This window comes from Nonomuraea polychroma (genome assembly GCF_004011505.1).
Taxonomy (GTDB): Bacteria; Actinomycetota; Actinomycetes; order Streptosporangiales; family Streptosporangiaceae; genus Nonomuraea; species Nonomuraea polychroma.
The window spans coordinates 10,854,670-10,878,217 of record NZ_SAUN01000001.1; the positions used below are offsets into that span (position 1 = coordinate 10,854,670).

The 23,548-nt window shown below is 70.3% G+C and carries 18 protein-coding genes; 10 read left to right on the forward strand and 8 right to left on the reverse strand.

Going from position 1 to position 23,548, the window contains the following annotated elements:
• Positions 1 to 27 precede the first annotated feature (27 nt).
• The 3 genes from EDD27_RS50730 to EDD27_RS50740 form a co-directional block, all read right to left on the reverse strand.
• Complete coding sequence (locus EDD27_RS50730; protein WP_127939861.1) at positions 28 to 1,626, reverse strand: acyltransferase family protein; 1,599 nt, start codon at positions 1,624 to 1,626, stop codon at positions 28 to 30.
• Between the two features lie 172 nt (positions 1,627 to 1,798).
• Positions 1,799 to 3,430 carry an LCP family protein gene (locus EDD27_RS50735; RefSeq protein ID WP_127939862.1) on the reverse strand — a complete coding sequence of 544 codons (1,632 nt, stop codon included), beginning with the start codon at positions 3,428 to 3,430 and terminating at the stop codon, positions 1,799 to 1,801.
• Between the two features lie 201 nt (positions 3,431 to 3,631).
• Positions 3,632 to 5,146: a hypothetical protein gene (locus EDD27_RS50740; protein WP_241564687.1), complete on the reverse strand. Its 1,515-nt coding sequence runs from the start codon at positions 5,144 to 5,146 to the stop codon at positions 3,632 to 3,634.
• Between the two features lie 343 nt (positions 5,147 to 5,489).
• Here EDD27_RS50740 and EDD27_RS50745 point away from each other — a divergent pair, with 343 nt between their 5' ends.
• Genes EDD27_RS50745 through EDD27_RS50755 form a run of 3 tightly spaced genes read left to right on the forward strand, consistent with a single transcriptional unit; the run spans position 5,490 to position 9,527 of the window.
• Positions 5,490 to 7,475: a glycosyltransferase family 39 protein gene (locus EDD27_RS50745; protein ID WP_127939863.1), complete on the forward strand. Its 1,986-nt coding sequence runs from the start codon at positions 5,490 to 5,492 to the stop codon at positions 7,473 to 7,475.
• 56 nt (positions 7,476 to 7,531) lie between these two features.
• The gene (locus tag EDD27_RS50750) at positions 7,532 to 8,461 is read left to right on the forward strand and encodes a glycosyltransferase family 2 protein (RefSeq protein ID WP_127939864.1); all 930 of its coding nucleotides are present in this window, start codon (positions 7,532 to 7,534) and stop codon (positions 8,459 to 8,461) included.
• A 4-nt stretch (positions 8,462 to 8,465) separates the two neighbouring features.
• Complete coding sequence (locus EDD27_RS50755; protein WP_127939865.1) at positions 8,466 to 9,527, forward strand: glycosyltransferase family 4 protein; 1,062 nt, start codon at positions 8,466 to 8,468, stop codon at positions 9,525 to 9,527.
• On the opposite strand, the gene EDD27_RS50760 is transcribed toward EDD27_RS50755, so the two are convergent.
• Both EDD27_RS50760 and EDD27_RS59225 read right to left on the reverse strand, forming a co-directional pair.
• On the reverse strand, positions 9,428 to 10,387 hold the full coding sequence (locus tag EDD27_RS50760) for a lysylphosphatidylglycerol synthase transmembrane domain-containing protein (RefSeq protein ID WP_127939866.1): 960 nt from the start codon (positions 10,385 to 10,387) through the stop codon (positions 9,428 to 9,430). The genes EDD27_RS50755 and EDD27_RS50760 overlap by 100 nt on opposite strands.
• 20 nt (positions 10,388 to 10,407) lie before the next feature.
• A complete protein-coding gene (locus EDD27_RS59225) occupies positions 10,408 to 10,710 on the reverse strand; it encodes an SPFH domain-containing protein (RefSeq protein WP_241564688.1) in 303 nt (100 codons plus the stop codon).
• A gap of 44 nt (positions 10,711 to 10,754) precedes the next feature.
• On the opposite strand from EDD27_RS59225, the gene EDD27_RS50770 reads away from it, so the two are divergent.
• The 7 genes from EDD27_RS50770 to EDD27_RS50800 all read left to right on the forward strand — a co-directional run bounded on the left by EDD27_RS50770 (position 10,755) and on the right by EDD27_RS50800 (position 20,377).
• Complete coding sequence (locus EDD27_RS50770; protein WP_127939867.1) at positions 10,755 to 11,582, forward strand: class I SAM-dependent methyltransferase; 828 nt, start codon at positions 10,755 to 10,757, stop codon at positions 11,580 to 11,582.
• Between the two features lie 32 nt (positions 11,583 to 11,614).
• Positions 11,615 to 12,505, forward strand: a complete 891-nt coding sequence (locus tag EDD27_RS50775) for a lysylphosphatidylglycerol synthase domain-containing protein (protein ID WP_241564689.1) — start codon at positions 11,615 to 11,617, stop codon at positions 12,503 to 12,505.
• A gap of 93 nt (positions 12,506 to 12,598) precedes the next feature.
• Positions 12,599 to 13,714 (forward strand): glycosyltransferase family 4 protein, encoded by a 1,116-nt coding sequence (locus tag EDD27_RS50780; protein WP_127939868.1) that lies wholly within the window; start codon positions 12,599 to 12,601, stop codon positions 13,712 to 13,714.
• Positions 13,715 to 13,746: 32 nt separating this feature from the next.
• Positions 13,747 to 14,826, forward strand: a complete 1,080-nt coding sequence (gene manB / locus EDD27_RS50785; RefSeq protein WP_241564690.1) for a mannose-1-phosphate guanylyltransferase — start codon at positions 13,747 to 13,749, stop codon at positions 14,824 to 14,826.
• Between the two features lie 71 nt (positions 14,827 to 14,897).
• Positions 14,898 to 15,791 carry a DNA-3-methyladenine glycosylase family protein gene (locus EDD27_RS50790; protein WP_127941493.1) on the forward strand — a complete coding sequence of 298 codons (894 nt, stop codon included), beginning with the start codon at positions 14,898 to 14,900 and terminating at the stop codon, positions 15,789 to 15,791.
• Between the two features lie 65 nt (positions 15,792 to 15,856).
• Positions 15,857 to 18,553 carry a bifunctional FO biosynthesis protein CofGH gene (locus EDD27_RS50795; protein WP_127939870.1) on the forward strand — a complete coding sequence of 899 codons (2,697 nt, stop codon included), beginning with the start codon at positions 15,857 to 15,859 and terminating at the stop codon, positions 18,551 to 18,553.
• 75 nt (positions 18,554 to 18,628) lie between these two features.
• Positions 18,629 to 20,377, forward strand: a complete 1,749-nt coding sequence (locus tag EDD27_RS50800; protein ID WP_421917089.1) for a substrate-binding and VWA domain-containing protein — start codon at positions 18,629 to 18,631, stop codon at positions 20,375 to 20,377.
• A 71-nt stretch (positions 20,378 to 20,448) separates the two neighbouring features.
• Here the strand turns inward: EDD27_RS50800 and EDD27_RS50805 are convergent, their stop codons facing one another.
• The 3 genes from EDD27_RS50805 to cofD all read right to left on the reverse strand — a co-directional run bounded on the left by EDD27_RS50805 (position 20,449) and on the right by cofD (position 23,496).
• The gene (locus tag EDD27_RS50805; RefSeq protein WP_127939871.1) at positions 20,449 to 21,186 is read right to left on the reverse strand and encodes a lytic polysaccharide monooxygenase; all 738 of its coding nucleotides are present in this window, start codon (positions 21,184 to 21,186) and stop codon (positions 20,449 to 20,451) included.
• 91 nt (positions 21,187 to 21,277) lie between these two features.
• Entirely contained in the window at positions 21,278 to 22,561 is a 1,284-nt protein-coding gene (locus EDD27_RS50810) for a coenzyme F420-0:L-glutamate ligase (RefSeq protein WP_127939872.1), read from the reverse strand.
• The gene (cofD, locus tag EDD27_RS50815) at positions 22,558 to 23,496 is read right to left on the reverse strand and encodes a 2-phospho-L-lactate transferase (protein ID WP_127939873.1); all 939 of its coding nucleotides are present in this window, start codon (positions 23,494 to 23,496) and stop codon (positions 22,558 to 22,560) included. Before cofD ends, EDD27_RS50810 begins: the two co-directional genes overlap by 4 nt.
• Between the last annotated feature and the right edge of the window lie 52 nt (positions 23,497 to 23,548).

Consider the following 23,548-nt stretch of genomic DNA (forward strand, 5'->3'; position numbering starts at 1 on the left):
AGGCGTTAATGCGGGTGGAACGGTCGCTTAACTTCCAGAGGGGCGGCGATAGAGCCAGACCAGGCGCGGCTCGAGCACCCACTTGAAGACCGTCCTGGTCTCCGGCAGGCACAACACGATCGCCAGGGCGAAGCAACTGGAGCTGATCGCCAGCACTCCGAGCGGCCCGTGCAGCCACGGGAACTCCAGCCAGCCCATCTCCTTGGCGATCAACACGGGGATGCCGTGCAGCAGGTAGCAGTAGAGCGTCCGGGTGCCGAGGTCGGAGTACCACGTCTCGCCCCTGGGCACCAGCGCCAGCACGGCGAAGCACATGGCCAGCGAGCACACCAGCAGCCCGGTGCGCAGGCCGAGTCCCATGTACCAGGACAGGTCCATGTCCTGGAAGCTGTGCTTGAAGTAGAAGGGGTCGAGCGGCGCCCTGGGCGCGATGTAGATCGCCACCGCGGCCGCGCCGATGATCGTGAACGCCGACACGATCTTGATCCAGCGCCGGTTGAGCAACTCGAAGTGCTCGGGCTGCATCACCAGGCCGATCACGAAGAACGGCAGGAGACCGAAGAAGCGGTCCATGCTGAAGTCGCCGGAGATCTGCGAGAACCCGGCGAACAGGTAGATCGCGATCGCCACCGGGACGGGGTATTTCATCCGCTTCCACACCGGTGTGGACAGACGCCAGAACAGCAGCGCCAGCAGGTACCAGTTGAGCCACGCCGGGTCGATGATCGTCAGGCTCCACTTCTGACCCAGGGAGAAGCGGAGCGCGGCGTAGCCGACCTCGACGATGACGTACGGGACCAGGAACGTGTCGACCAGCTTGTTGGTCTTGGCGTTGGAGTTCCAGAAGTTCCTGGACAGGTAGCCGCTGATCAGCACGAACAGCGGCATGTGGAAGGTGTAGATGAAGATGTAGAGGGCCCTGGAGGAGTCCGCGGACAGCGTCGGCACCAAGGAGTGGCCGACGACCACGAGGGCGATCAGGACGAACTTGACGTTGTCGAGGAACGGGTCACGCTTGCGCTTGGCCGGTTCGGCCTCCGCCTGCGGATCCGCCACCGCCACCGGCCGCTCGTCCGTCGCGACCCGGCGCGCCGCGACCCCGCGCGCCGCGGCCCGCTCCTCGCCCGCGAGACGCTCTCCGTTCGCGGCCCATTCGCCGCCGGTGCCTGGCCGCACGCCGGGCGCTCCGGGAGACCGGGTGGGCGCCTCAGGGGGCGCGGCGGTGACGCCGCGCTGATCGGCCTTCCGGCCGGGCGCGAGGCGGCGTGGGTGGGCGCTCTCGGTCCCGCCAGGGCCCGTCTGGTCACCCGGCAGGACCCCGTGGCGCCCTGTGGGCTGCGGGTCGGCGGGGACGCCGTGGCGCCCGGTGGGCTGCGGGTCGGCCAGGATGTCGCGTGGGCCGGTCGAGTGAGCGGGGGCGGTCCCGGCCGCGTCCGTCTGGTCAGCCGGCGGGGCCTCGTGCGGGTGGTCTCCCGGCAGGACCCCGTGCGGGTCGGTCCGCTCGCTCCAGAAGGCCTCCTCCGGCAGCGGCCACCGCGCGCCCGTGTTGGCGGGCCCACCTCCCTCGTCCCGACCCGCCGGGCTCGGCGGGGATGTGGCCGGTGGAGAGAATCTGGTGTCAGACACGAGATGGTCGCTCTTCGCTAGGGGCCGGGGAACACGACGACAACACGACGTGAATGCCACCTTACGATGCGGTGTCGCGCTGCGTCGCCGACCCGCAACAGAGTAGCCCCCTCCACGGCTTCTGTCTCTTCATGACGCCCCGAATGCCCGGTTACACAGGGAACTTGGAGCGTCAGGTGCAGACGTTCGTCTGCTTGGACGCGGTGATGGTGCTGTTGTTCACACTGTCGGGCAGCTTGGTCACCTTGACCGAGTCGAAGTCCTCACCCACGACGAGCTGGATCACCGGAGTGCCCTTGGGCGCGGCTCCCGCGGTGACGACCGGGTTGGTGTACAGCGACGGGTTGGTCGCCTTGACCTTGCCCTCCGCCGGGGATGGCTTGGGCACGACCGCGCCGGCGAGCGTGTCGGCGTAGTCGGGGGCCGAGGTGATCGACTTGGCGTAGTGGATCTCGCTCTTGGCCAGGCTCGTGCCGTCGGGGGAGTCGTAGTTGCCCAGGCCCACGACGTTGAAGCCCTGCTCGACGAGCTGGTCGGCGACCTCCTTGGCCTTGCCCACGGTCTTGGTGCCGTTGAGCACCTGGACTCTCACCTGCTCCGGCTTGATGGCGACCTTGGGCTTGGTGCTGGCGCTGGCCGAGGGCGCCGGGGCGGCGACCTCGGTGTCGGTCCTGATCGCGGTGAACAGCTTGGCGGCGTCGGCCGTCCAGACCACGCGGTTCTCGTCGGCGGGATCCGGCGCCCACGGCACCGTCGTGAGCTTCACGCCGCTGGCCGTCAACTGCTTGGCGCTCATCGCGATCTCGATGAGCCGCTCGGTGTCGTTGGCCAGGTCGGGGTCCATGGTCACGGAGCGGCCCGCGGCCGCGATGAAATCGCGCAGCTTGCCCACGTCCGTGAGCAGATCATTGCTGGTGGCCTTGGCGATGACCTTGCTGATGAAGATCTGCTGGCGCTTGATGCGCTGAATGTCGCTGCCGTTGCCGTATTTGCGCAGGCGCACGTAGCCGAGCGCCTTCTCGCCGTTGAGCAGGCTCTTGCCCGGTGGCAGGACCAGTTTGGAGGCCTTGTCGTTGACGCCGGACTTCAGGCAGATCTCGATGCCGCCGAGCGCGTCCACGATGTTCTTGAAGCCGCTGAAGTCCACCTCGACGAAGTGGTTGATGCGGATGCCGGTGAGGGTCTCGATCGTGGACATCGTGCACGCGATGCCACCGGCGTTGTACGCCGAGTTGATCATGTCACGGCGCGGCGGCATCTCCTGCTTGGTGGTCTCGTTCTTGCACCGGGGGATCTGCACCATGGAGTCGCGCGGGAAGCTGATCAGCTGTGCCTTGTCCCGGTTGGGCGAGATGTGCATCAAGATGATCGTGTCGGTACGCTTGCCGCCCGCATCGGCCGTCCTGGCCAGCTGCTGCCCGTACTTCGCGTTGCCCTCGCCCGCGCGGGTGTCGGAGCCGACGAGCAGCACGTTGAGCGCACCCGTGTCCGGGGGCCGCGCGTTGATGATGTCTTCTTTGACGCTCTTCTGGGTGATGTTGCCCACGGCGTCCCGGTACACGGTGTAGGCGGTCAGCGAGCCGGCGACCATGACCGATGTCACACCGATGCTGATCCAGGCCAGCGCCCGCATCTTGCCCTGGCCGTTCCCGCCGCCGCTGCGGCGGCCGTGCGGCGGCCGGTCCTCGGGCGGTGGCGGTGCGGCAGCCGCGGCCCTGCGGGCCATTCTGCTGCCGGGCTGGGTGGGGGCGGTCCTGCGGTCATGCACCGGGTCGGCTACCGGCACGCTCCTGTAGTCACTCATACGCCCCCTAGCCTCGTCCCTCGCGCTTGTGCGCAGGCTTGGTCGTTCCGCCGCGGCGCCTGGCTCGACACCTCGCCGTATCGCGCCACGAGAGTAGGTCACGTTCCGCGTGTCCGGTGCGACGACTGCCGGAAACGACCGTGACCCGGGCGTGATGTTTCCGCGGGCAAGCATACTCAGAGCCGGACATGAGGTGGAATATCATTCGCTGAACTCTTTCTGGCTTCCTGACTGATTTAGCAGGTCAGGCCTGATGCTCAGGGCCGCGGCAAGACAGGCCAGAGGTACGGCCGGCAACACGTAGCGATAGTCGAACTCCGCTGCCGCGGCCGGTGTGATCAGCAGCACAACGGCCACCGACCAGGGCACCGGCCAGGACGGAACTCCCGCGAGGCGCTTGGCCTGACGCCTGCGGGCGATCGCCGCCACGGGTGGCACCAGGAGGACCCCCAGGAGCACCGGGCCGGGCAGCCGCGCCATGCTCTGGTAGGCCCTCAGCCATCCGGCGTAGGGCTCGACGATCTCCGTGCCGATCGCACCTTGCTCATAGAGCTTGGCATACTCCGCGCCGACCTGCGCGGGATAGCGCCCAGGTGGTCCGGGCGGCGTCACAGGAAACTGGTAATAGCCGTAGATCTCCTGGTCCGGATAAGCCGGGCGGTCCCAGCGGAAGGAGCGGCCCAGCTCGGTCAGGACGGAGCCGGCGTAGTCGAGCGGCTGCTTGACGATCGCCCGCGTCGCGAACCTGGCCGCCAGGTCGTCGGTCTCCTTCGTGAACGTGATGCCCGGCAGCTTCACCAGGGGCGCGTCCTTGGCCCAGATGTACTCCTGGGACGGCGGGCGTTGCTCCGGCGGGCGCGGGTCGCACAGGACCTTCAGGTCCGGCGGCGGGTCCATCTTGGCGCAGTCCGCGAACGACATCGTGCGGGCGTACAGGAAGGCGCCGTTCGCGCCCACGATGCCGACGCGCTGGTAGGTGGCGTAGAACCAGGCGCCGTAGGCGACGATCGGCACCAGTGCGGCCGCCAGCAGCACTCCGGCGTGCCCGATCCGCCTGCGGAGCACGAACCAGCCCGCGAACACGATGATGAGCGGCTGGCCGACGGTCCTGGTCAGCGTGGCGGCGGCGAGCAGCAGCCCGATGGCGGCGACCGTGCCCGTCCCGCGCGTGCTGCACAGCGCCACGGCGGACACGACCAGGAACATGAACAACGTGTCGGAGACCAGCAGGTGCTCCAGCTCGATCTGGTACGCGTCGAGCAACACGGGGACCGCGGCCAGCGTCGCCGCCCACCTGGGGGCCCTCCGGGCGACCCGGTAGACCAGCACGCCGGTGGCCAGACCGAGCAGGTGCTGCGCCGCCGTCACCGCGGCGAAGGAATGGAACGGCTCCAGCAGCTTGAGGAACATCGAGTAGCCGGCCGGACGCACCAGGTCGGGGCGCGGCCGGAAGACGGTGACGATGTAGGTGTAGGAGTCGGGGAACCACAGGGCCGGGCGGTAGCCGAGCATGGCCAGGGCGCGCAGGAGCGTGCCGACGGCGAGCACCACGAGAAACCACCGGTGCCGCCGCACGACACCGGCCAACCGGCCGTCGGCCGCGGCGGCCACCGGGCCCTGAGCGGCGTCGCGCAGCAGCCGGCCCAGGCCGCTCCGCGCGGGCTCGGCCGCGCGAACCTCCGGCGCCACCCGCCCGTCCTCCTGCTTCTCCGGCACGTCGCGTACGCTACCGGCCGCCGCACGAATGCCGTGCCACGAGCGGCGGCCGTGCGACGGCGTGTGGCCGCCGCCCGCCCGGATTCACCGCCCGTCCGCGCATGTGGCATGCCGCGCAGGCGGCTCGCCCGTGTGACGTTCGACACGAGGCACTGGGGCGGTGGCGCGCCGCTCGCCCGTGTGAGGCTGGACACGGATGCTGGGCGGTGGCACGCCGCTCGCTCGCGTGAGGTTGGACACGGATGCTGGGCGGTGGCACGCCGCTCGCTCGCGTGAGGTTGGACACGGTGCTGGGCGGTGGCGCGCCGCTCTCCCGCTTGAGGTTGGATACGCTCACTCTCCGATGGAACTCGATCGACCCGGCCGGGTGCTGGCCGCGCTCTCGGTGGCTCCAGCGCTCGCCGTGACGGGATGGCTGCTGGCGGGGCTGCCGCTGCTGCTGCTCGGCCGATTCACGCCGCTGCCGGCGCTGCTGCTCGGCGTGCCTGCGGCCGCCCTGCTCTGCTGGGCCGGTGCCCGGCGGATCGGCAGGGTGGCCGAGGCCACGACGTGGCAGGTCGCCGGGGTGGTGGCGGTCGCGGTGGCGTCGGTCGTGTTCAACGCGGTGATGCACAGCGAGCAGCTGATCGTGCGGCGCGACCCGGCCGTCTACGCCCAGTACACCGCCTGGATCGCCGGCCACGGCGCGCTGCCCATAGGGGTCCAGCCGGAGGCGTTCGGCGGGGCCGATCCTTCGCTGGCCTTCGACAGTGTCGGGCTCTACGGCGTGGACGGAGGGCTGGTACCCCAGTTCATGCCGGGCGCGCCGATGCTGTTCGCGCTCGGCCACTGGCTCGGCGCGCCGTTCGCGATGCCGGCCGTGCTGGGCGGGCTGGCCGTGCTCACGGTGGCCGGCGTGGTGGCGAGGCTGGCCGGGGCGCGGTGGGCGGTGCTCGCGGCGCTGGCGTTCGCGGTGAGCATGCCGATCCTCTACACCTCGCGGACCACGTTCAGCGAGATCCCGTCGCTGATCCTGCTGTTCGGCGGGCTGGCGCTGGCGCACGACGCGCTGGAGCGGCCGGGCTGGGGCCGCGGGCTGCTGACGGGGCTGGTGTTCGGCTTGGCCGTGCTGGTCAGGGTGGACGGGCTGCGTGACGTGCTGCCGGTGCTGGCGTTCGCGGGGTTGCTGATCGCGATGCGGCGCAGCTCGCGTTCCGCCAGGCCGCAGGGGGTGCTCGGGCTGCCGCTGCTGGCCGGGTTGGCGGCCGGGGCGGGGCTCGGGATGCTGGCGGGGTATCTGCTGGCCCGCCCGTACTTGGACTACTTGTCCGGCTCGGTCAGGCCGCTGTTGTTCATCTGCGGTGGGCTCCTGCTGCTCATCATGATCGGCACGGCAGCCGCGCCGCTCCTGGCCAGGATCCGGTTGCCGGCGTGGGCGCCCGCGATCGGGGCGGGGCTGGTGGTGCTCGTCATGGCCGCCCTGTACGTTCGCCCGTGGTTCCAGACCGTGACCCGCGCCCCGGTCACGTCCGACGACCGGCGTACCTACGCGATGATCCAGTCGATCCAGCGGGCCAACGGCCTGCCCGTGGACGGCCGGCGACTCTACTTCGAGGACTCCCTGCACTGGGTGGTCTGGTATGTCGGCCTCCCCGTCGTGGTGCTGGCCACGATCGCGGCGGCCGTGCTCGTCCACAGGCTGCTGCGCGACGGCGACCCCTTCGAGTGGCTGCTGCCGCTCGCGGTCGTCGGCTGGACCACGGTCACCACACTGCTCCGGCCCGAGATCACCCCCGATCACCCGTGGGCCGCCCGCCGCCTGGTGCCCATCGTGATCCCGGGGCTGATCCTGCTCGCCACGTACGCGCTGAGCCGCCTGCGCACCACGCGCTGGTGGGTGACGGTGGCCGCCGTCCTGGTCGTGCTCCTGCCGCCGGTCGTGACGTCGATCGGCACCGCCTTCACCCCCGTCGAGCGGGGAGAGGCGGCGGCCGTCGCGGCGATGTGCGCCAAGCTCCCGCCCGACGCGTCCGTGCTGATCGTGGAGCGGGTCACCGGCGACCGGTTCACCCAGCTCGTCCGCGGGATGTGCGACCGCCCGGCGGCGAAGGTGAAGCTGGACGGGGAGGACACCGCGCCCGAGGCCGACGTGCGCCGCCTGATCGAGCGGGTGCGCGGGGCCGGCCGTGTCCCCGTCGTGCTGGCCGCCGAGTGCAGCCAGGTCTCGCCGTACGGGCCGGCCGATCATGTGATGGCGCTGGTCACGCTCCAGGACGAGCGCTCGCTCCTCGACCCCCCGAACGGGACGTGGTCGCTGGGGATCGACGTTTGGATGGCAGTCGCTCAATGAAGAGATCGGCCTGATGTGGAGCTGACCTTAAGGTGGGCAGAGTAACCTCGACCCCCGTGAGCACGCTTGAGACCCCCAAGAGTGGACCTGCCGTGGAAGAAGCGCCGTACGTCACCATCGTCCTGCCCTGCTACAACGAGCAGGATCACGTCATCGACGAAGTCGAGCGCATCACCAGGGCCATGGACTCGAGCGGCTACACCTACGAGCTCGTGGCGATCGACGACTGCTCCAGCGACCTGACGCTGGCCCGTCTCCAGGAGGCCGCGCCGCGCTACCCGCACCTGCGCGTGCGCGCCTTCCACCGCAACGGCGGCTCCGGCACCGTGCGGCGCATCGGCTCGCAGGAGGCCAGGGGCGAGATCGTCGTCTGGACCGACGCCGACATGACCTACCCCAACGAGCGCATCCCCGAGCTGGTGCAGATCCTGGAGAAGGACAAGACGATCGACCAGGTGGTCGGCGCGCGCACCACCGAGGAGGGCTCGCACAAGCTGCTGCGGGTGCCCGCCAAGTTCGTGATCCGCAAGGTCGCGGAGATGCTGGCCGGTCAGAAGATCCCCGACCTCAACTCAGGGTTGCGGGCCTTCCGGAAGTCGGTGGCCAGGCCTTACCTGCGGCTGTTGCCTCCCGGGTTCTCGTGCGTGACGACGATCACGTTGTCGTTCCTGTCCAACCAGCACGACGTCTACTACCTGCCCATCGAGTACGCCAAGCGGGCGGGCAAGTCGAAGTTCAGCTTCGTGTCCGACGCCTACCGCTACATCCTGCAGGTGCTGCGGATGATCATGTACTTCAACCCGCTCAAGGTGCTGATGCCGCCCGCGTTGTGGCTGGTCGGCATCGGGTTCGTGAAGGGTGTCTGGGACATGGTCCAGCACCCGTTCTATTTCCCGGCCAACACCGTCATGATCTTCCTGTCCGGGATGCTCATCGGGTCCGTGGCGCTGCTGGCTGACCTGATCGTTCGCTCGCGGGGAGAGTAGGCGCGTGCGGATCGCGATCGTCGGGCCGACCTATCCGTACAAGGGAGGCGGGGCGCAGCACACCACCGAGCTGGCGCACCGGCTGTCGGCGCTCGGGCACGACGTGGTGATCGAGTCGTGGCGGGCGCAATATCCGTCGTTCCTCTACCCGGGGCAGCAGACGATCTCCACGCCCGAGGGCACGCCCTATCCGAAGACCGTGCGCAGGCTCGACTGGCGGCGGCCGGACGGGTGGGTGGCGGCCGGGCGGCGGCTGCGGTCGGCCGACCTCGTGGTGCTGGCCGTGCTGAGCCCGGTCCAGGTCCCCGCGTACTTGGGGATTTTGTACGGAATTTCCCGAAAAGTCAGGACAATTGCCCTCTGTCATAACGTGCTGCCGCACGAGCGGAAGCCGTACGACGAGCCGCTCATGAAGGCCCTGCTCAAGCGGGTCGATGGCGTGCTGGCCCACTCCGAGCAGCAGGCCGGGCTGGCCAGAGGGCTGACGGGCAAGCCGGTGAGCGTGGCGGCGCTGCCCCCGCACCTGCCGTCCACCACCGCCGAACGGTCCTCGCAGGTGCACCGGCGGTTGTTGTTCTTCGGCATCGTCCGCCCGTACAAGGGGCTGGACCTGCTGCTCAGGGCGTTGCCTGAGGGGATCTCGCTGACCGTGGCGGGAGAGTTCTGGGGCGGGCTCGACGAGACGCGGGCGCTGATCGGCGAGCTGGGCATCGGTGACCGGGTGGAGCTGCGGCCGGGCTACGTTGCCGCGGAGGAGGTGCCCAAGCTGTTCGCCGCGGCGGACGCGCTGGTGTTGCCCTACCGGAACGCGACCGCCAGCCAGAACGTCTGGCTCGCCCACGAGCACGGCGTGCCGGTGATCGCCACCCGGGTGGGGGCGCTGGCCGACCACGTCACCGACGGCGTGGACGGACTGCTCGTCCAGCCGGGCGACGCCGGCGCGCTGCGGGAGGCGATCGAGCGGTTCTACGCCTCGGGAGAACCCGAGAGGTTGCGGTCGGGGGTCAAGGCCGTCGATCCCGAGCCGTTCTGGTCGGCGTACGCGGGGACGCTCCTCGGCTCCTGACGGCCGAGCAGGAACGAGATGCCTGCCGCCACCGCGTCCGCCAGCGTGAACGCCAGCCGTGACACGATCGCCACCGCCAGCGCGGGCGCGGTGCCGATGACCGGCCCGAGCACGAGCACCAGCGCGCCTTCCCTGATCCCCACGCCGGCCGGCACCACGACGGTGAGGATGCCGGTCGCCCAGGCGAACGCGTAAGCCCCGGTCGCGATGATGTAGAGGTCCGGCCGCCCGCCGAGCAGCCAGATGTGCACGCCGTAGACGAACCAGCCGAGCGCGGTCCACGCCACCGCGACGACCACCGTCCGGCCGGGCAGCACGCTCTCCAGCGGCTCCCTGCGCGCGATGCGCAGCGCCAGGTTGAGCCCCCACGTGAGCACCTTGGGATGCAGGCACACGGCGATCACCGGGACGAGCAGCGCCAGATACCAGGCCTGGCGCACGGCGTCCAGCGTCCAGAGCGTGGCGGCCGCGATCGAGATCGCGACCCCGATGTTGATCACCAGCCCGAGCGAGATCGTGGCGAACGTGCGTCGCGGCGGGCTCCCGTGGTCCCGGCCCAGATCCATCATCGCCGCGTACGCCCACACCGCACCTGGGATGTACTTGCCCAGCTGGCCCACGAACATGATCCGCCCGGCGACCCGCAGCGGCACCCGCGTGCCCAGCCCCGCCAGGATCTCCCGCCAGGCCACCAGCATGAAGAACTGGCCGAGCAGCACCGCGAGGAAGGCTCCGAGCACCGCCCACGGCGACATCGCCGCCACAGCGCTGGTGGTCTCCTCCCAGTTCCGTGCCAGGCCGTACCCCAGAAATCCGAGCGCGATCAGCGCGAGGAAAATGCGCAGCAGCCGACGGAGCATTCGCTCAGGTTACGCGCGGTTCACCTGGTAAAGCCAGACGACAAGCCCGACGAGCGCCACCGCGGCGAGCAGCGCCAGGGCGATCTTGAGCGCGCTGTGCGGCCGGTCGCCCTGAACTTGCAGTTCTGGTGATCTGTCGGCACCTCGGCCTTGAACGGCGAGTGGAAGCCGTACTTCCAGCCCTTCAGCGTGGACAGGATCGGCAGGTTCCGGGTCTCCAGCGTGTACGTGCCCGGCGCGAACGCGTCGATGATCTCGCCCTCGTTGACGAAGACGGCGACCTGCGACTCGCGGACCACGAGCCGGGCGGCTAGGTCGGCCACCGTACCAAAGCGAGTTGGCGGCGAGATGGGTACTGTGGGGCTCCGTGGGGAAGCAACGGCTCGCGCAGCTCGAATACTCGGAATTCCAGTCCGCCATGCTCGACGAGGAAAAACGGCGGCGCAAGGCAGCGAAGATCATCGCTGTGCTGGAGCACTTCCGCGGGCCGCTCGGCGGGCTGACCGTGGCCGACGTGGGCTGCTCGGCCGGGTTCATCGCCGATGAGCTGGCGCAGGCCGGGGCCAAGCACACACTGGGCATCGACATCGACGTGCCGGGGCTGCACAAGGCGGCCGGCCGGTTCGGCGATCGGGTGGCGTTCGTCTGCGGCGACGGCACGGCGCTGCCGTTCCCCGACGGCTCGATCGACGTGCTGGTGTTCAACCACATTTACGAGCACGTGGTCGACCCGGACGCGGTGGTGGCCGAGATGCACCGGGTGTTGTCCGCCGACGGGGTGCTCTACCTGGGGCTCGGCAACCGGCTCGGGGTGATGGAGCCGCACTACAAGCTGCCGTTCCTGTCCTACCTGCCGCCTGCGCTCGCCGATCGGTACGTCCGGGCGTCCGGGCGGGCGGATCACTACTACGAGCGGTTCAGGACGCGGCGCGGGCTGCGGAAGATGCTCAGGGCCTTCCACGTGTGGGACTACACGTTTCCCGTGCTCGCCACGCCGACCAGGTTCGCCGGTGGCGAGCTGTTCCCCGGGCTGCCGGGCAAGGTGGTGAAGGCCGCGCTGGCCAGGATGCCGCGCGCGGTGCTCAGGTTGCTGCTGCCGGTCGTGCCGACGTACCTGTGGGTGGCCACCAAGACGCCGAGGCGTCCGGTGGGCGCGGCGCTGCCGCAGCCGCCTGAGCGGGTCCGCCCGCTGTGAATCAGGAACCCGCTGTGAATCAGGAACCCGCTGTGAATCCGGAAACCGTGGCGCGGCCGCGGATCGCGCGCAGGCTCATCAGGGTCGGGTTCCTGCTCGTCGCGCTCGGGTTCGGCGGGTGGGCCGTGGTGGCGCAGTGGGACGCCGTGGTCGCCGGGTTCGCCAGGTTGTCCTGGGCCGCGCTGGCCGGGTCACTGGTCGCCGTGGTCGCCGCGCTGCTCGGGGCCATGCTCACGTGGCGTACCCTGCTGGCCGACCTCGGCTCGCCACTGCCGCTCAGGCCCGCGGCCAAGGTGTTCTTCGTGGGCCAGCTCGGCAAATACATCCCTGGCACCGTCTGGCCCGTGCTCGCCCAGATGGAGATGGGCCGCGACCTCGGCGTGCCGCGCTCGCGCAGCGCGGCGGCGTTCTTCCTGATGATGCCCATCCAGCTCGCCACCGGCCTGCTGGTCACGCTCGGCACGCTCGGCTGGGACAGGTACGGCTGGCTGCTGCTGATCGTCCCGCTGCTGCTGGTCCTGCTGGAGCCCAAGGTCATCAACGCCTTGATCGCGTTCGGGCTGCGGCGGCTCAAGCGGGAGCCGCTCGAACGGCCGCTCACCCGGCGCGGCATGCTGACCGCGCTCGGCTGGGCGCTGGCCGGCTGGACCGCTTACGGCGTGCACCTCTACTTCGTCGCCCCGCAGGGCGGCCTGCTCTTCGCCGTCGGCGCCTTCGCTTTGTCGTGGTGCCTGGGCATCATGACCTTCGTCGTCCCGGCAGGCGCCGGTGTGCGGGAGGTCGCCATGGTCGCGGTGCTGGCCCCTCACCTCGACCGCGGCTCCGCCATTGCGGTCGCCCTTTCCTCGCGCATTGTCATCGTCGTGGGGGACCTGATCTGCGCCGGCCTGGCGGGAATTGCGGCGCGTCGGGACTCAGTGTGATTTGACACACTTTTTAGGGGAGGCTGGTCATAAGCTGAACATTAGAGGGGGACGACAGGTCCCACGTGGATCTTGAGGGGAGAAGATCTTCGTATGCCTCGTGTGCTCGTCGATGCGGCGGCGGTCCCCGCGGACCGCGGCGCGTTGATCAGATATGTGGACGGGCTCGTCGCAGCCCTCCATCGGGTCGGCGCCGACCTCGCCGTCGTGTGCCAGCGGGCCGAAGCGGATCGATATCGGCGGCTGGCGCCCTCCGCCGACATCATCGCCGGACCCGTCGCGATCACCAACAGAGCCGCCAGGCTCGCGTGGGAGCAGACCGGACTGCCGTTGCTGGCCCGCCAGGCCGGTGCCGACGTCATCCACGCGCCCTACTACTCCATCCCGCTCGGCTCGGGCCTGCCGACCGTCGTGACGGTGCACGACGCCACCTGGTTCACCGAGCCCGACCAGCTCAGTTCTCGGGCGTCGTTCTTCCGCTCCGCCACCCGCACCGCCGTACGCCATGCGCAGCGGGTGATCGTCCCGTCCAAGGCGACGAGGGACGAGCTCGTACGCGTGCTGGCCGCCGACCCGACCCGCATCGACGTCGCCTACCACGGCGTCGACCTGGCGCAGTTCCACCCGCCGAGCGAGGAGGAGATCCGCCGGGCCGCCATCCGCTGCGGACTGCACGGCCAGCCGTATGTGGCGTTCCTGGGCAATCTGGATCCGCGTAAGAACGTTCCGAACCTCATCCGCGGCTTCGCCGCCGCCGTGAAACGCTTGGAGAAGCCGCCCGCGCTGGTGCTCGGCGGCGGTGTGCACGAGGACGACGTCGACGCCGCCTGCCGCGAGGTCGAGGCCACCGTCAAGGTGGTGCGACCGGGCTACCTGCGCGCGCCCGACCTGCCCGGATTCCTCGGCGGGGCGCTCGTGGTGGCCTTCCCGTCGCGCGGCGAAGGGTTCGGGCTGCCCGTGCTCGAGGCCATGGCCTGCGGCGCTCCCGTGCTGACGACACACCGCACCTCGCTTCCAGAGGTGGGCGGGGACGCCGTGGCCTACACTGAGCCGGACGCGGACAGCATCGCCGCGGCACTCGGAGAATTGCTCGCCTCCGCGGAGCGGAGAAAGCAATTGCAGGAGGCGGGGCTGGCGAGAGCCCGTGAATTCACGTGGGACGCCTCGGCCGAGGCGCACCTCAGCTCTTATCAACGCGCTATCGAATAGTTCGGTAACCTCACGGAGTGATGGAGAGCTCTTTGCCAGACCTCGAGGCGATTCTCCTGGTCGGGGGGCAGGGCACCCGCCTGCGTCCGCTGACACTGGGCACGCCCAAGCCGCTGCTGCCAACCGCCGGAGTGCCATTCCTGGCCCATCAGCTCGCCCGGGCACGGTCGTTCGGCGTCCGCCGGATCGTGTTCGCGACCTCGTACAAGGCGTCCATGTTCGAGCCGGCCTTCGGCGACGGGGCGGCATTCGGGCTCTCACTCGAATACATCACGGAGGAGACCCCGCTCGGCACCGGCGGGGCGATCCGCAACGCGGCCGAGGCGCTCACCTCCGGGCCGGATGACCCCGTGCTCATTCTGAACGGGGACATTCTGTCCGGACACGACATCGAGCACCAAGTGCGTATGCACTGCGCGCAGCAGGCCGCTGTAACGCTCCATTTGACAGAAGTGGACGATCCCACTCGATTCGGGTGCGTTCCGACCGACGAGAACGGGCGGGTCACCGCGTTCCTGGAGAAGACCCCCAATCCGGTGACCAACCGGATCAACGCCGGTTGCTACGTCTTCACCCGGTCGGTGATCGACTCGATCCCGAAGGACCAGGTCGTGTCGGTGGAGCGGGAGACGTTCCCGGGGCTGATCGCGTCGGGGCAGCTCGTGCTGGGATACGCCGACCGCACCTACTGGCTCGATGTCGGCACCCCCGCCGCGTTCGTGCAGGGCTCACGTGACCTGGTGCTGGGGCGGCTGCAATCTCCCGCGCTGCCGGGGCCGACGGGCGAATACCTGGCGCTCGACGGCGCCCGGATCTCGCCGGAGGCCAAGGTCCAGGGCGGCACGGCGGTCGGCGCCCGGGCGGTCGTCGAGGCCGGGGCGACGGTGGCCGGGTCGGTGCTGAGCGACGACTGCGTCATCGAGTCCGGCGCGTCCGTGACGGACTCCGTGGTCGGCAAGGGCGCGCGGGTCTGTGCGGGCACGGTGGTGCGCGACGCGGTGATCGGCGACCGGGCCGTCGTGGGAGCCGGCAACGAGCTGCAGAACGGCGTGCGCATCTGGCCGGGGATCGAGCTGCCCGAGCGCGCGATGCGCTATTCCAGCGACGTCTGACGCCCTTTGACCGACGGGGCCCCGCTCGCTCGGCCCGAACGCTTGAGCGGGTGGGGCAGACTGGATCGGTGATGGAGCGCAGGTGGGCGCCCGAGGGGCCGCTGGACGTGGGGCTGGCGCTGTCGCCGCACAAGCGCGGCGGCGGCGACCCCGCCTGGCGGCAGACCCCCGACGGGGCCGTGTGGCGCACCTCCAGGACGCCCGACGGGCCGTGCACGCTCAGGGTGAGCGTCAAGGGCGGATGCGTGTACGGGCAGGCGTGGGGGCCGGGGGCGGAGTGGGCGCTGGAGATGTTGCCGGCGCTGCTCGGGGCTGACGACGACATTTCCGGATTTGTCGTCAAGCATGAGCTCCTGGCGGACGTCGCCCGGAAACATCCGGGTGTGCGAATCGGGCGGACCGGACGGGTCATGGAGGCCCTCGTACCCGCCGTGCTGGAGCAAAAGGTCGTCGGGCAGGAGGCGTGGCGGGCCTGGCGGTGGCTGCTCAGCCGTTACGGTGAGCCCGCGCCCGGCCCCGCCCCCGAGGGCATGCGGGTGATCCCCGAGGCGGCGGTGTGGCGGCAGATCCCGATCTGGCACTGGCACCGCTCGGGCGCCGAGGCCGTACGCGCCAGGACCATCGCGACCGCCGCCTGGCACGCCGACAAGCTGGAGGCGGCCAAGACCACGCAGGAGCTCGACCGGCTGCTGCGGGCCCTGCCCGGGATCGGGGTGTGGACGTCCGCTGAAGTACGCCAGCGCGCCCTGGGCGATCCCGACGCCCTGAGCGTGGGCGACTTCCACCTGGCCAAGATCGTGGGGTATGCCCTGACGGGGGAGAAGACCGACGATCCAGGGATGTTGCGGCTGCTGGAGCCGTACCAGGGCCATCGGCACCGCGCGACGGTGCTCATCACGCTCTCGGGGCTGCGTCCACCCGCACGTGGGCCCCGGATGTCCGTCCGGGACTACAGATCCTTCTGACCTCCTGATCCTTTGACCCGCCCCTGGGTGCGGGCGGCGAACCCAGGCCGTCGTACTGTGCCTCTATGGATCTGGTCAGTGATTCCGCGCTCCGCCGTGCGCTCGCCCGTGCCCGCGACGGCAAGACCCTTGACGTCGCCGAGGCGACCGTACTGCTGCACGCCCGTGGCCCCCACCTCGACTCACTCCTGGAACACGCCTCCCGCGTGCGCGACGCCGGACTGGAGGCGGCCGGCCGGACCGGGATCATCACCTACAGCAGGAAGGTGTTCATCCCGCTGACCAGGTTGTGCCGCGACCGTTGCGGATACTGCACGTTCGCGACCGCGCCGCACAAGCTGCCGTCGCCGTACCTGAGCCCCGACGAGGTGCTGGAGATCGCCCGGCAGGGGGCGGCGATGGGGTGCAAGGAGGCACTGTTCACGCTGGGGGACCGGCCCGAGGACCGCTGGCGTCCGGCCCGCGAGTGGCTCGACGCGCAGGGCTACGACGACACGTTGTCGTACGTGCGGGCCATGGCGATCAAGGTGCTGGAGGAGACCGGGCTGTTGCCGCACCTCAACCCCGGGGTGCTGAGCTGGCGTGACCTGCAGCGCCTGAAGCCCGTCGCGCCGTCCATGGGGATGATGCTGGAGACGACGTCGCGGCGGCTGTTCGAGGAGAAGGGGCAGCCGCACTACGGCTCGCCCGACAAGGACCCGGCGGTGCGGCTGCGCGTCCTGGAGGACGCGGGGCGGACCAACGTGCCGTTCACGACGGGGATCCTGATCGGCATCGGGGAGACCGTCCAGGACCGGGCCGAGTCGATCTTCGCGATCCGGCGGGTGGCCCGCGAGTACGGCGGGATCCAGGAGGTCATCGTCCAGAACTTCCGCGCCAAGCCGGACACCGCCATGCGCGGGTTGCCCGATGCCGACCTGCAGGAGCTTGCCGCCACCATCGCCGTGGCCCGCCTCGTCCTCGGCCCGCGCGTCCGGCTCCAGGCGCCGCCGAACCTGGTGGACTCCGAGTACGAGCTCATGATCCGGGCCGGGATCGACGACTGGGGCGGGGTGTCGCCGCTGACCCCCGACCACGTCAACCCCGAACGGCCGTGGCCGCAGATCGACGAACTGGCCGCCCGTACGGGGGAGGCGGGGTTCCGGCTGCGGGAACGGCTGACGATCTATCCGGAGTACGTGCTGGCCGGGGAACCCTGGCTGGACCCGCGCCTGACCGCCCACGTGGCCGCCTTGGCGGACCCGGCGACAGGGCTGGCCCGCGAGGACGCCGTGCTGGAGGGCCGGCCGTGGCAGGAGCCCGACGGCGGGTTCGCCGCGTCTGGGCGGGTGGATCTGCACGTGGAGGTGGACACGTCGGGGCGCGCCCAGGACCGGCGGGACGACTTCGACCACGTGTACGGCGACTGGGACGCCCTGCGTGACCGTCTCGACGCAGTAGGACCGGCGCCTGGAGTGCGCGGTGGCGACGGTGATGTCCCATCGGCGGGTGCCGCGGGGGCGGAGGGTGTGTCGGCGGGTGCTGGGGCGGCGGTGAGCGGCGTGCCGTTGGAGGCCGCGTCGACGCCTGCCGTGCCGGCGGGTGGGGTCACGGGGGAGGTGTGGCAGGCGCTCAGGCGGGCCGAGGCGGATCCGGCGGGTCTGACCGACGACGAGGCCGTCGCGCTGCTCGGCGCGGAAGGGGAGGCGCTCGACGAGCTGGCGGCCATTGCCGACGCCCTCAGGAAGCAGACCGTGGGCGACGACGTGACCTACGTCGTCAACAGGAACATCAACTTCACCAACGTCTGCTACACCGGCTGCCGCTTCTGCGCCTTCGCACAACGCCGCACCGACGCCGACGCGTACACGCTGAGCCTCGACCAGGTGGCCGACCGGGCGCAGGAGGCATGGGAGGCAGGGGCGACCGAGGTGTGCATGCAGGGCGGCATCCACCCCGACCTGCCCGGCACCGCGTACTTCGACATCGCCAGGGCCGTGAAGGCGCGCACCCCGGACATGCACGTGCACGCGTTCTCGCCGATGGAGGTGATCAACGGCGCGAGCCGGACGAACATGTCCATCCGGGATTGGCTGGAGGCGGCCAAGGAGGCGGGCGTCGACTCGCTTCCCGGGACGGCGGCGGAGATCCTCGACGACGACGTGCGCTGGGTGCTGACCAAGGGCAAGCTCCCGACGAAGGAGTGGATCGAGGTCATCACGACCGCGCACAAGGTCGGCATCCCGACCACCTCCACCATGATGTACGGCCACGTCGACACCCGCCTGCACTGGGTCAGGCACATCAAGCTGATCAGGCGCCTGCAGGAGGAGACCGGCGGGTTCTCGGAGTTCGTGCTGCTGCCGTTCGTGCACACCAGTGCGCCCATCTACCTGGCCGGCGTCGCCCGCCCCGGCCCCACGAGCCACGAGAACCGGGCAGTGCACGCGCTGGCCAGGATCCTGCTGCACGGCGCGATCGACAACATCCAGTGCTCGTGGGTGAAGCTCCGCGACGACCTGTGCCGCCAGGTGCTCCAGGGCGGCGTGAACGACCTCGGCGGCACGCTGATGGAGGAGACGATCAGCAGGATGGCCGGCTCGGAGAACGGCTCGTACAAGACCATCAGCGAGCTGCGCGCGATGGTGGAGGTCACCGGCAGGCCGGTCAGGCAGCGCACCACCGAGTACGGCGTCCCGAGCCCCGAGCGCCTGCAGGCGTCCGCGGCGAGCGACGGCGTCTGCCAGAGCGTCAGGCGGGTGTTGCCGATCGCTCAGTTGTAACATGTTCTAATAACGGCTTGCCCCGGCTATGGGAGTCGCTGGGAGAATCATCACTCCCCTGGAGAGAGGTTCACCGTGCGGTTGGGTCGACACCGTGCCGCGCTGTCCCCTGAGCAGCGACGCAGGAAGGCGCTGCAGCGCGGCATGCTGGCCGGGCTCACGGCCGTGGCCGTGGCCGTCACGGCCGTCTTCGTGGTGTTCGGCGGCGTGGGCCCGCTGTGCTCCACACGAGAGCCTGTTCTGGTCAGCGTGGCCGCGGCGGTCGACGTGTCCCCCGCGGTCATGGAGGCCGCGGGGCGGTTCAACGACACGAAGACGTCGGTGGGCGGCCGGTGCGTGCTCGTCCAGGTGACCGAGCACCCTCCGGCCACCGTCCTGCGCACGCTGATCGGCGACCGGGCGGGCGTGCTGCGCGAGCGCCCCGACGGCTGGATCGCCGACTCCTCGGCCTGGATCAGGCTGGCGCGCCAGCAGGGCGCGAGCGCGTTACCGGCGGGCGAGAGCGTGGTGGCGACCTCGCCGCTGGTGTTCGCCACCCGCTCGTCGCTGGCGCAACGTTTCGCCGTGGGCAAGACCGAGATGAACTGGCGGATGGTCTTCCCTTCGACCGTGCGCGGGCGGCTGACGCCCACCGCGAACGAGCCCGACGTCGTACGCGTGCCAGACCCGTCGCTGGCCGGGGCGGGCATCGCGACCGTGGCCGCCGCCAGGGACGTCGTCGGCACCGGGTCGGACGCGGACAAGGCGCTCACCGCCTTCGTCCGGTGGGCGCAGGCGGGCTCGGCTCCCGACTACCGCAGCATGCTGGATGCGGTCGACGACCGCGCCTTCTGGCAACGCCCGGTGGTCATCGTGCCCGAGCAGTCGGTGTGGAACCACAACCTGCGCCCGTCCGCGGACCCGGTCGTCGCGCTGCACCCGCGCGAGGGCACGATCAACCTCGACTACCCGTACGTCGTGACCGCCACCGACCCCACGGTGGCCGAGGCGTCCACCGCGTTCGCCGAATGGTTGAGGGGGCCGCAGGCGCAGGAGATCGTGCGGCGGGCGGGGTTCAGGTCGGGCGACGGCAACCAGGGGCCGATCTCGCCGGGGCCGCAGATTCCGCCGGCCGCCCCGAAGACCAGGTCGTCGGTGTCGCCACAGGACATCGACGAGGCGCTGCGGGCCTGGAGCAGACTGGCCCCGCCGACCAACATCCTCGTTCTGGCCGACACCTCCAAGCACATGGCCGAGCCGCTGAAGGGCAGCACCCGGGTCAGGGTGGCACTGGACGCGGCCAAGATCGGGCTGCAGCTCTTCCCTGATTCCACGCACATGGGGTTGTGGGAGTTCGCGGACGGCCTGGGGCAGATCAAGAGCTACCGGGAGCGCGTCGGGCTCGGGCCGATCAACGAGCCGGAGAGCGGCCAGGTGATCCGCAGGAGCCGCCTGGGTGAGATGACCACCACGATCACCGCCCATCCAGAGCGGGACAGCTCGTTGTACGACTCGATTCTCAGCGGGTTCCGGGAGGTCGCCGGGGAGTACCGGGAGGACATGAACAACACGCTCCTGGTGATCACGGCAGGCAAGGACGATGGCAAGGGCACTCGCTTGACGCAGCTCCTCGAGGTGCTGCGGCGCGATTGGAAGCCGGATCGGCCCGTGCAGATCGTCATCATCGCCTTCGGGACGGATGTGGATCGCGGCGGTCTGGGGCAGATCGCGGCGGCCACCAACGGGTCGCTGCATGTGGCGCAGGAGCCGGGAGAGATCATCGACGTGTTCCTCGCAGCCCTTGCGCGGCGTCTCTGCCACCCCACGTGCAAGCCGACCGCCTGAGCCCGAGGGCGTCCTTCGGCCGTGTCACGCGAAAAGGGGGCGCCTGGAGCGCCCCCTTTGGCGTCAGCGGGTCAGAGCCGTTGCCACAGGGCCGGGACGTTCGGGGGTTCCCAGCCGGCGAGTGAGGTGTGCGCCTGAATGCACCGGTAGCTCACGCCGTTGTACGTCACCGTGCTGCCGACCGCGTAGGCGACCCCGGCCCGCCACGTGCCCGAAGGGCTGGTGGTCGGCGTGGGCGTCGGGGTGGGCGTGCGGGTCGGGGTGGCGGTCGGGGTGGGCGTCGGGTTGGGGTTGCCGCCACCACCGATCTGCAGGTCGATGCAGGAGTAGAAGGCGTTGGCGGTGTCGGAGATGTTCCAGATCGCCAGGACCTTCTGGCGGCCGGAGTATCCGGACAGGTTGACCGTGTGCGAGACCGTCGCCGGTGGCTGCTGGTTGTTGCCGCTGAACACCGCCACCCTGGTGTTGCCGATGTAGTACTCGTAGTTGAGCGTGGCGTGCCTGGCGGTGAACGTCCAGGTGAAGGTCACCCTGCTGCCCACCGACGCGACCGGCCACGGCTTGCTCTCGTCGCTCAGCTGGGCGAACTGCGGCAGGTTGGCGTGGCAGCTACGCAGCCCCTTCGGCCCCTCCACGCTCTGCGGCTCGTAGATGATGTTGCCGCAGTTGGGCACCCTGCCCTGGGCGCAGTTGGCCTGCCGGCTCGGCGGCGAGTTGACGTACCCGTGCGCGAACGCCGGGGTCGTGTTGAAGACCGTGGTGGCGACGGCGATCACCACCACGGCGGCTAACGTGAGCATCCTTCGCATGAAAGTCGCTCCTTTACATGGGGGGATGGCCCAAATGTAAAGGAAACTTTCTTAAGGGTAAATGGCTTGTTTACTGGAGTTGCGGAGCCGGTCAGCGTGTGACGATGAAATCCGCGGGATCGCGAGGCGCGCGATCCGCTGGCGGGGCCGCCGCGTGGCCCACGGCCACGCACCCCATCGGGTCCCACGAGTCCGGCAGGTCGAGCACCGCGCGGACGACAGGGCGGCAGAACATCGTGGACGACACCCACGCCGAGCCGAGTCCTTCGACGGCGAGCTGGATCAGGAAGTTTTCCACCCCGGCGCCCGTCGCCACCACGAACATCTCCCGCTCGGACGCGTTGCGCCGCGCGTCGCGGTATGTGTGCGACCCCTCCATCACCAGGCACGGCACCACCAGGTAGGGCGCGTTACGCAGCACGTCGCCCCGCCTGATCCGCTTGGCGATCGACTGCTCGCCGAACCCGTCCCCGCGCAGGTCCTCGATCCACGCCTCGCGCATCGCGTCGAGCAGCTTCGTCCGCGTCTCCGGCGACTCGACCAGCACGAACCGCCACGGAGTCGTGTGATGCGGCGCCGGCGCGGCGATGCCCGCCGCCACCGCCCTGCGCACCGCCTCGGGATCGACGGGCCGGTCGGAGAACTCCCTGATCGTACGGCGCGCGAACACGACATCCCGCGACCCGTAGCGGAACAGGTCGTCGTCGGCCGCCCGCACCAGCGGCCGCACCCCAGGTCCGTCGTCGTCCGTGACGAGGTGGGACAGCCCGCGGACGATCGCCACGGGCACGCCCGCGAGCTTGCCCTTCACCAGCTCGGCCGCGCCCGCGATCTCGTCGGCCAGCGCCGTGACGGTGGCGCTGAGCTGGTTGCCGTACGCGTCCGACGTGCCGCGGAAGTCGTCCAGCGGCCGCAGGCCGGCCACCCCGATCGCCACGTCGGTGAGCCCGTTGCGCCACGGCCGGCCGAAGGTGTCGGAGACGATCACGCCGACCCGGACGGCGGCCAGGCCCGCCCTGATGCGGCCGGCGGAGGCGTCGGGATCCTCGGGGAGGAGCAGCACGGTGCCCGGGTCGGTGTTGGAGGCGTCGACTCCGGCGGCGGCCATGACGAAGCCGTGGCGGGTCTGGGAGATCACGGTGTCGCCGCGCCTGGCGACCACCCGCTCGGTCTCGTCCTCGATCGCCTGGATCCGGTCGGGCGCCCGGCGGATCCGGCCCTCGGCCTTGCTCACGATCTTGGAGGTGACGACCACGATGTCGCCGTCCTGGATGCCGGCGTCCTTGAGCAGGGCCGCGATGTCGTCTCCCGGGCGCACCTCGCCGACGCCCTCGACGGCGATCACTTCGACGCGGTGGGGTCCTGCGATCGTCATCGGGTGAGCTCCAGGGCCAGGTCGAGGGCCGTGCGCGCGATATCCGCCGCAGCCTCGGCGTCGTGCATGAGGATCGGGCGGGCGACGACCCGCACGCCGTCGAGCGCGACCCCCTCGTCCTCCTCGGCCACCAGCCAGCCGTCGATCAGATCCGGGCCGTAGAGCTCCAGGACGGCCTGTGCGGTCGTCTCCACTCCGATGGCCGTCAGGCAGGCGTCGGCCATGCCGCGCACCGGAGCTCCGCCGATGATCGGCGACACGCCGACCACGGTCTTGGGGGTCAGGGCGTCGCGGATGCCCGGGATCTGGAGGATCGTGCCGATGCTGACGACGGGGTTGGACGGCGGCAGGATGACCACGTCAGCCTCCTCGACGGCCTCAAGAACGCCCGGCGCCGGCTTGGCGGTGTCCGCCCCCACCAGCGCGAACGATTGGGCGGGGACGGAGGCGCGCAGGCGTACCCACCACTCCTGGAAGTGGATGGCGCGTTTGCCGTGCTCGTCCTCGATCACCACGTGCGTCTCGCAGCGGTCGTCGCTCATCGGCAGCAGCCGCACGCCCGGCTGCCAGCGCGCGCACAGCGCCTCGGTGATCTGCGAGAGCGGGTAGCCTGCCGCGAGCATCTGCGAGCGGACGATGTGGGTGGCGAAGTCGCGGTCGCCGAGCCCGAACCACTGCGGCTCCATCCCGTACGCGGCCAGTTCCTCCTTGACCACGTGGGACTCCTTGGCCCGGCCCCAGCCCTGCTCCTCGTCGATGCCGTTGCCCAGGGTGTACATCACGGTGTCGAGGTCGGGGCAGACCCGCAGGCCGAACAGGGTGATGTCGTCACCCGTGTTGCCGATGACGGTGATCGTGGCGTCTGGCTCGGTCGCGCGCAGACCACGGAGGAAACGGGCGCCGCCGATGCCGCCGGCGAGTGACACGATGTGCATGCGGCCCAGTCTGTCACCGGCCTCTGACAAGCCCGCCGGGGGAGTGGTCTTC

Coding starts and splice junctions, on each gene's coding strand:
- EDD27_RS50735 (WP_127939862.1), bottom strand. CDS start 3,430: ATGAGTGACTACAGGAGCGTGCCGGTAGCCGACCCGGTGCATGACCGC.
- EDD27_RS50745 (WP_127939863.1), top strand. CDS start 5,490: ATGGAACTCGATCGACCCGGCCGGGTGCTGGCCGCGCTCTCGGTGGCT.
- EDD27_RS50760 (WP_127939866.1), bottom strand. CDS start 10,387: ATGCTCCGTCGGCTGCTGCGCATTTTCCTCGCGCTGATCGCGCTCGGA.
- EDD27_RS50780 (WP_127939868.1), top strand. CDS start 12,599: ATGCCTCGTGTGCTCGTCGATGCGGCGGCGGTCCCCGCGGACCGCGGC.
- EDD27_RS50790 (WP_127941493.1), top strand. CDS start 14,898: ATGGAGCGCAGGTGGGCGCCCGAGGGGCCGCTGGACGTGGGGCTGGCG.
- EDD27_RS50795 (WP_127939870.1), top strand. CDS start 15,857: ATGGATCTGGTCAGTGATTCCGCGCTCCGCCGTGCGCTCGCCCGTGCC.
- EDD27_RS50805 (WP_127939871.1), bottom strand. CDS start 21,186: ATGCGAAGGATGCTCACGTTAGCCGCCGTGGTGGTGATCGCCGTCGCC.
- EDD27_RS50810 (WP_127939872.1), bottom strand. CDS start 22,561: ATGACGATCGCAGGACCCCACCGCGTCGAAGTGATCGCCGTCGAGGGC.
- cofD (WP_127939873.1), bottom strand. CDS start 23,496: ATGCACATCGTGTCACTCGCCGGCGGCATCGGCGGCGCCCGTTTCCTC.